General features: G+C 43.6%; 8 protein-coding genes. 7 read left to right on the top strand and 1 reads right to left on the bottom strand.

Annotated features, from left to right (window positions below):
* The 5 genes from F6K20_RS22130 to F6K20_RS22110 form a co-directional block, all read left to right on the top strand.
* The coding region (locus F6K20_RS22130) for an asparagine synthase-related protein (protein ID WP_287296034.1) at positions 1 to 1,107 on the top strand (1,107 nt) is incomplete at its 5' end.
* A gap of 119 nt (positions 1,108 to 1,226) precedes the next feature.
* On the top strand, positions 1,227 to 1,424 hold the full coding sequence (locus tag F6K20_RS22125) for a lasso peptide (protein WP_008188037.1): 198 nt from the start codon (positions 1,227 to 1,229) through the stop codon (positions 1,422 to 1,424).
* Positions 1,425 to 1,526: 102 nt separating this feature from the next.
* Complete coding sequence (locus F6K20_RS22120) at positions 1,527 to 1,724, top strand: lasso peptide (RefSeq protein ID WP_008188036.1); 198 nt, start codon at positions 1,527 to 1,529, stop codon at positions 1,722 to 1,724.
* Positions 1,725 to 1,811: 87 nt separating this feature from the next.
* Complete coding sequence (locus tag F6K20_RS22115; RefSeq protein ID WP_008188035.1) at positions 1,812 to 2,015, top strand: lasso peptide; 204 nt, start codon at positions 1,812 to 1,814, stop codon at positions 2,013 to 2,015.
* Positions 2,016 to 2,272: 257 nt separating this feature from the next.
* A complete protein-coding gene (locus F6K20_RS22110; protein ID WP_008188034.1) occupies positions 2,273 to 2,470 on the top strand; it encodes a lasso peptide in 198 nt (65 codons plus the stop codon).
* On the opposite strand, the gene F6K20_RS22105 is transcribed toward F6K20_RS22110, so the two are convergent.
* Positions 2,462 to 2,590 (bottom strand): hypothetical protein, encoded by a 129-nt coding sequence (locus F6K20_RS22105; protein WP_267872087.1) that lies wholly within the window; start codon positions 2,588 to 2,590, stop codon positions 2,462 to 2,464. The genes F6K20_RS22110 and F6K20_RS22105 overlap by 9 nt on opposite strands.
* Before the next feature lie 152 nt (positions 2,591 to 2,742).
* On the opposite strand from F6K20_RS22105, the gene F6K20_RS22100 reads away from it, so the two are divergent.
* Both F6K20_RS22100 and F6K20_RS22095 read left to right on the top strand, forming a co-directional pair.
* Entirely contained in the window at positions 2,743 to 3,669 is a 927-nt protein-coding gene (locus F6K20_RS22100; RefSeq protein WP_287296032.1) for a hypothetical protein, read from the top strand.
* A gap of 8 nt (positions 3,670 to 3,677) precedes the next feature.
* Positions 3,678 to 5,495, top strand: coding sequence for an ABC transporter ATP-binding protein (locus tag F6K20_RS22095; RefSeq protein WP_287296031.1), 1,818 nt, complete (start codon positions 3,678 to 3,680; stop codon positions 5,493 to 5,495).
* The last annotated feature ends 144 nt before the right edge of the window (positions 5,496 to 5,639 follow it).

Here is a 5,639-nt window from a genome sequence, read left to right as displayed (position 1 = left end):
TGTCCCTTCATCAATGCGGTTTTAGAACAGGGTGGACTTATTCCCCACTATGTCCATGCTGATCAGTTTGGTCCGCTGTCAGACGTTGACGAAATTTGGGAGTATGAAGACGAAGCCTTACTTGGCCCAAGTCATCATTATCCTTGGCGACTGAATCAAGCTGCTCAGCAAGCAGGGATGCGAATTGTTTTAGATGGTCTCGATGGCGATAATGTCGTGTTTCATGGTGTGTCTAGATTGACAGAATTAGCCCATCAAGGACAGTGGGAAACCTTTGTCCAGGAAGCTGAAGCATTTTCTGAACATTTTGGTAACTCACCCCAAGGCTTGCTTAAACACTACAGTATCCTACACCTAAAAACACTGGCGAAGCAGTTTCGCTGGATTGCCTTTGGAAAAGCTGTACATCAGATTCACAAGCGTTTTGGCATCTCCCGTAAGCACCTGTTGCTCAATCATGGACTCAAGGCGTTAGTTCCGGAAGCAATCAACCAACTTTGGCGAAAGTGGCGCAGACAAGACAAGTCAGCTAGTTCTGTTTCACCTCTGGTTAACCGCAACTTTGCTGAGCGCATTGGTATTGATCAGCGTATTCAAGCATTGGACAAGTCAGATCAACCATCACTTACAGTCAGAGAAGACCACTGGCGTAATCTAACCCAAGGTATATTTCCCCTAATTCTAGAGCAGCTCGACCGCTACAATGCTGCATTTTCCCTCGAAGCTCGTCATCCCTTTATGGATAAGCGGTTACTTGAATTCTGTCTAGCACTGCCTTCCGAGCAGAAACTCTACCAGGGATGGAGTCGGATGGTGTTGCGCCGTGGGATGGCAGATATTTTACCAAAAGCTGTCCAGTGGCGAGGAGGCAAAGCCCATATGGGTCCAAACTTTATTCACGGTCTGCTCACCCTAAATCGTCAGGTGTTCGACGACGTGATCTTGAATAAGCTTGAACTCATTGAAGGGTACGTTGACACAGACTTTCTGAGACAAGTTCATCGACGCATGACCTCAGGAGGCAGGGTGCGAGAAAAAGACTGCATGACAGTCTGGCAGGGAATCATCTTGGCCTTGTGGCTTGACCGCACCCAAGCGACACCCTAAGTCTAACTTGGCAGGGAATCTGCTTGGGATTGTGGTTTGGGCACAACCTTTGAAACACCGTAAGTCCAATTCAGGCTGTAACTACCGTAAACTACTATCAGCAAAAGGAAAGTAAAACCATGCTAAAAACTTACACTACACCAGAGATGATTGTTCACGGTTCTATTGAGGAGCTCACCGAAATCAATGGGCCTGATCGGATTGCAGATGTCCTGATTTTCAATGGTGATTTGGCTAATCCTGCGGCTGAATCAGATGACTCAAGCAGCCTAGACTGCGATAACAATGGTAATTGTGATCCGTTCAAACTACCGTAACAGGATTACTACTGGTGATAGTGAGTAATTAGTGAGTAATTAATAGTTTAACTCAGGGTGTGACTACCTTAAACCCACAATAAGTACAACGAAATTAACACCATGCTAAAAACCTACACTACACCAGAAATGATTGTTCACGGTTCTATTGAAGAGCTGACCGAAATCAGTGGACCTGATCGAATGGCAGATGTCCTGATTTTCAATGGTGATTTGAATAATCCCCAGGCTCAATCAGATGACTCAAGCAGCCTAGACTGCGATAACAATGGTAATTGTGATCCGTTCCAACTACCTTAACAGGATTACTACTGATGATGAGTAATCAATAGTTTAATTCAGGGTGTAACTACCTTAAACTACAAAAATTACAAGGAAAGTAACACCATGGTAAAAACCTACACTACTCCAGAGATGATTGTTCACGGTTCTATTGAGGAGCTCACCGAAATCAATGGACCTGATCGGATTTCAGATGTGCTGATTTTCAATGGTGATTTGGCTAATCCCGCAGCTGAATCAAACGACTCAATCAGCCTAGACTGCAATAATGGTAATTGTGATCCGTTCAAACTAGAAGACCGTCAGTAACACGATTACTACTAGTGATGCTGACTAATCGGCGTTGCTGAATTAAGGAATGAATGCGCGATCATTTGGTTTTATTGAAGCCCCCTAAATCCCCCAATTCTGGGGGACTTTGATAGTTTTGTTCCCCCCAAGCGAGCAATCCCTCGCTTGGGGGGCTAGGGGGGCAAAACCATACCCAGAATCAGCAACGCCGACTAATCAATAGTTAAAATCAGGGTGTGACTACCTGAAGCTACCGTCAGCAAAAGGAAAACACCATGGAAAAGAGCTACGCTACACCAGAGATTATGGTTCACGGCACCATTGAGGAGCTAACCCAAATCACTGGGCATACTCGGATTGCAGATGTCCTGATTTTCAATGGTGATGTGGCTAATCCCCAAGCTGAATCAGATGGCTCAAGCAGCCTAAACTGCGATAACAATAATAATTGTGATCCGTTCAAACTACAGTAATACGATTAGCACTGGTGATGGTAAGTACTGAATATTAGTAGAGCTATCACCAAGGGCGACAAAGGCATTATTTACTACTAAATTATCTACTACTAAATTATCTACTACTAGCAAGATCATCCCTAGGCAACTCCCACTTAGGTTGCCTAGGAATCCCCAACTCGTTAGTCCTGCAACACTGACTCAGCAGAAGGGTCTTGGCTAGAGTGAGGGGATGCCTTTTCTGCTATCAAGTTCTCCGATCAAGTTTAACCTGCTCCTAAGTATAAATTATGTACATCTATACGGCCTACAACCTTTGTATTCACTCAGAGATTCCCTTACCCGAGCTGATGGACTCTGATGGACCCCCTGATGTGATCATACGTTTCGGTAAATTGAGTCATCTTCCTCCAGAAACAGCCAATTGGAGCAACCGTGTTGTTGGGGAATTGCATGGCAAAGCAAAGGTTTTAATTGAAGATGGGCGAGAGATTACGATCGAACCTGTCACAGGAGCAGACAACTCTAAGCTCAGCCCAAACATTCTTGGAGCTTGTATGTCTGTGGTGCTCAGACAGCGGGGATTGCTAGTGCTCCATGCTAGCAGCATTGTGGTCAACAATCAAGCGATCGCATTCATGGGTGGGTCAGGCTGGGGTAAATCCACCTTAGCAGGAGCCTTTCATAGCAAGGGTTATCAGGTAATAACTGATGATGTCATGCCTGTCAACCTTGATGACGGTTATCCTTTGATTATTCCTAGCTTCCCTCAAATTAAACTTTGGCCATCAGCAGCGGATTCTCTAGGACACAATTCTAATAACTTACCTCCTCTCTACCCAAACGCACCAAAGCTTTCCTACACATTCAGTGATGGGTTTCAACGCACTGCTGTACCCCTGAAGCGGCTCTATGTATTGGCCAAGGGAGACCAACATCAGATTACCAAGCTAACGCCTCAACAAGCGTTCCCTGAACTCGTTCGTCATAGCCGTGATGTAGATGTGCTAATCGCTCCAGACTGCGTTAGTACTCATCTGCGTCAGTGCGCCAGTCTGATCAAGACTGTATCTATCTGTCGTTTCACCAGAAAGCCTAATCTAATGGAACTTCCTGATCTAGTGGCTTTGGTGGAGAAAGATATCGAAGAACTAACTACTTTTGATAGTAGTAAAAACGATACCTTCAACACTAAACTTCTAACCTCTAAACTTTAACACAAAAAATGGGAGCAGGCAAAACCTTAAAAACAAAAATCCAGCAAACATTACGCCTTTTGCCTGCACTACGCCTAGTCTGGCAAAGCAGTCCCTTTTGGACAGGTGCTCGCGTAGGACTTTTGCTGGTTCAGGGGATATTACCTCTACTATCTATTTATCTTACCAAATTAATAATTGATACAGTAACTGACGGATTAAATACTGCTGATAAACAAGAGGTTTTTCGTGATGTTTTACTGTTCCTAATCTTAGCTGGTACAGTTACTCTTGTCACTACTCTTTTGAACTCGTTAGGTGAAGTAGTCAATACTGCTCATTCTCAGCGAGTGACTGACTACATGCAAGGGATTATTCATGATAAATCCCTAGAAGCTGACTTAGAGTACTACGAAAATGCTCTATACTACGATACATTACAAAGAGCTCAACAAGAAGCCCCTTACCGACCGCCCCGAGTTCTAAATCGTCTCACACAGATAGCTCAAAATAGTATTTCCTTGTTGGCGATGGTGAGTTTATTACTCTCCCTCCATTGGGGAATTGCTGGGATTTTATTTATTGCTGCCATCCCCGCTATGGTGGTGCGGGTAAAATACTCTCGGGTTATCTATCGTTGGCAGCGCAAAAAAACACCCATGGAACGGCAATCCATGTATTTGGGTTATATGCTAACATCAGACCAGTTTGCTAAAGAAATTCGCTTGTTTGATTTAGGGGTTTTCTTTACTGACTGGTATCGTCGCATCCGAGAGCAACTTTATAAAGAAAAAGTAGCCATTGCTACTGGACGATCCTTTGCTAACTTTTGTGCTCAAGCCGTTGCAGGAATGTTAATCTTTTCTGTCTATGGCTTTATTGTCTATCAAACTGTTCATGGGGATTTGCGCTTAGGAGATTTAGTGCTGTATCACCAAGCATTGCAGCGGGGACAAAATAATATTCGAGCGTTACTAACTAGTATATCTGGTCTTTATGAAGATAATTTATTCTTAGCTAACCTCTACGAATTTCTGGATCTAAAACCTAACGTTGTTGAACCAACTTATCCCAAACCAATTCCCCACTCCATGAGCCGTGGTATTGTTTTCGATCATGTTAGTTTCCAATACGGTACTACAACTCGTAAGGCACTTAAAAACATTAACCTTACAGTGCGACCAGGGGAAACTATCGCCCTAGTAGGAGAAAACGGTTCCGGTAAAACAACCTTAATTAAACTCTTGTGTCGTTTGTACGATCCAACCGCTGGCAGCATCACCATTGATGGGATTGATATCCGCAATTTTAAAATAGCTGACTTACGCCGCCAAATCAGTGTGATTTTCCAAGACTACGCTAAATATAATTTTACGGCTAAGGAAAATATCTGGTTAGCGGACATTGATTTGCCACGAGATCACGAAACTATTATTGATGCTGCTCGTCGTTCTGGTGCTGATGACGTTATCACTAGTTTACCCCAAGGGTATAATACCATGCTGGGGAAATTATTTGACCAAGGGGAAGAACTTAGTATTGGTCAATGGCAGAAAATAGCCTTAGCACGAGCTTTTCTACGAGACTCTCAGGTTATTGTATTAGATGAGCCTACCTCTGCTATGGATCCTAAGGCAGAATACGAGGTGTTTATGAAATTCCGCGAACTGATCGAAGATCAAGCTGCTATTCTGATCACCCATCGCTTATCTACTGTAAAAATGGCTGACCGAATCTATGTGATGGACCAAGGTTCAATTGTAGAAAGCGGTACCCATGGGGAACTGATGCAGTTAGATGGTACTTATGCCCATTTGTTTGAAACTCAGGCTAAAAATTATCGCTAACTTGAAGGTAAGCAGTGAGCTATCAGCTATCAGCTATCAGCTATCAGCTATCAGCTATCAGCTATCAGCTATCAGCTATCAGCTATCAGCTATCAGCTATCAGCTATCAGCTATCAGCTATCAGCTATCAGCTATCAGCTATCA

It is taken from the genome of Moorena sp. SIO2C4 (genome assembly GCF_010672485.1).
In the GTDB taxonomy this organism is placed as follows: domain Bacteria; phylum Cyanobacteriota; class Cyanobacteriia; order Cyanobacteriales; family Coleofasciculaceae; genus Moorena; species Moorena producens.
This window is presented reverse-complemented; position numbering and strand designations above follow the sequence as displayed.

What these genes read in the sequence shown, in the direction of transcription:
- F6K20_RS22110 (WP_008188034.1), top strand. Translation starts at nt 2,273, where the DNA reads ATGGAAAAGAGCTACGCTACACCAGAGATTATGGTTCACGGCACCATT.
- F6K20_RS22125 (WP_008188037.1), top strand. Translation starts at nt 1,227, where the DNA reads ATGCTAAAAACTTACACTACACCAGAGATGATTGTTCACGGTTCTATT.
- F6K20_RS22105 (WP_267872087.1), bottom strand. Translation starts at nt 2,590, where the DNA reads ATGATCTTGCTAGTAGTAGATAATTTAGTAGTAGATAATTTAGTAGTA.
- F6K20_RS22100 (WP_287296032.1), top strand. Translation starts at nt 2,743, where the DNA reads ATGTACATCTATACGGCCTACAACCTTTGTATTCACTCAGAGATTCCC.
- F6K20_RS22120 (WP_008188036.1), top strand. Translation starts at nt 1,527, where the DNA reads ATGCTAAAAACCTACACTACACCAGAAATGATTGTTCACGGTTCTATT.
- F6K20_RS22095 (WP_287296031.1), top strand. Translation starts at nt 3,678, where the DNA reads ATGGGAGCAGGCAAAACCTTAAAAACAAAAATCCAGCAAACATTACGC.
- F6K20_RS22115 (WP_008188035.1), top strand. Translation starts at nt 1,812, where the DNA reads ATGGTAAAAACCTACACTACTCCAGAGATGATTGTTCACGGTTCTATT.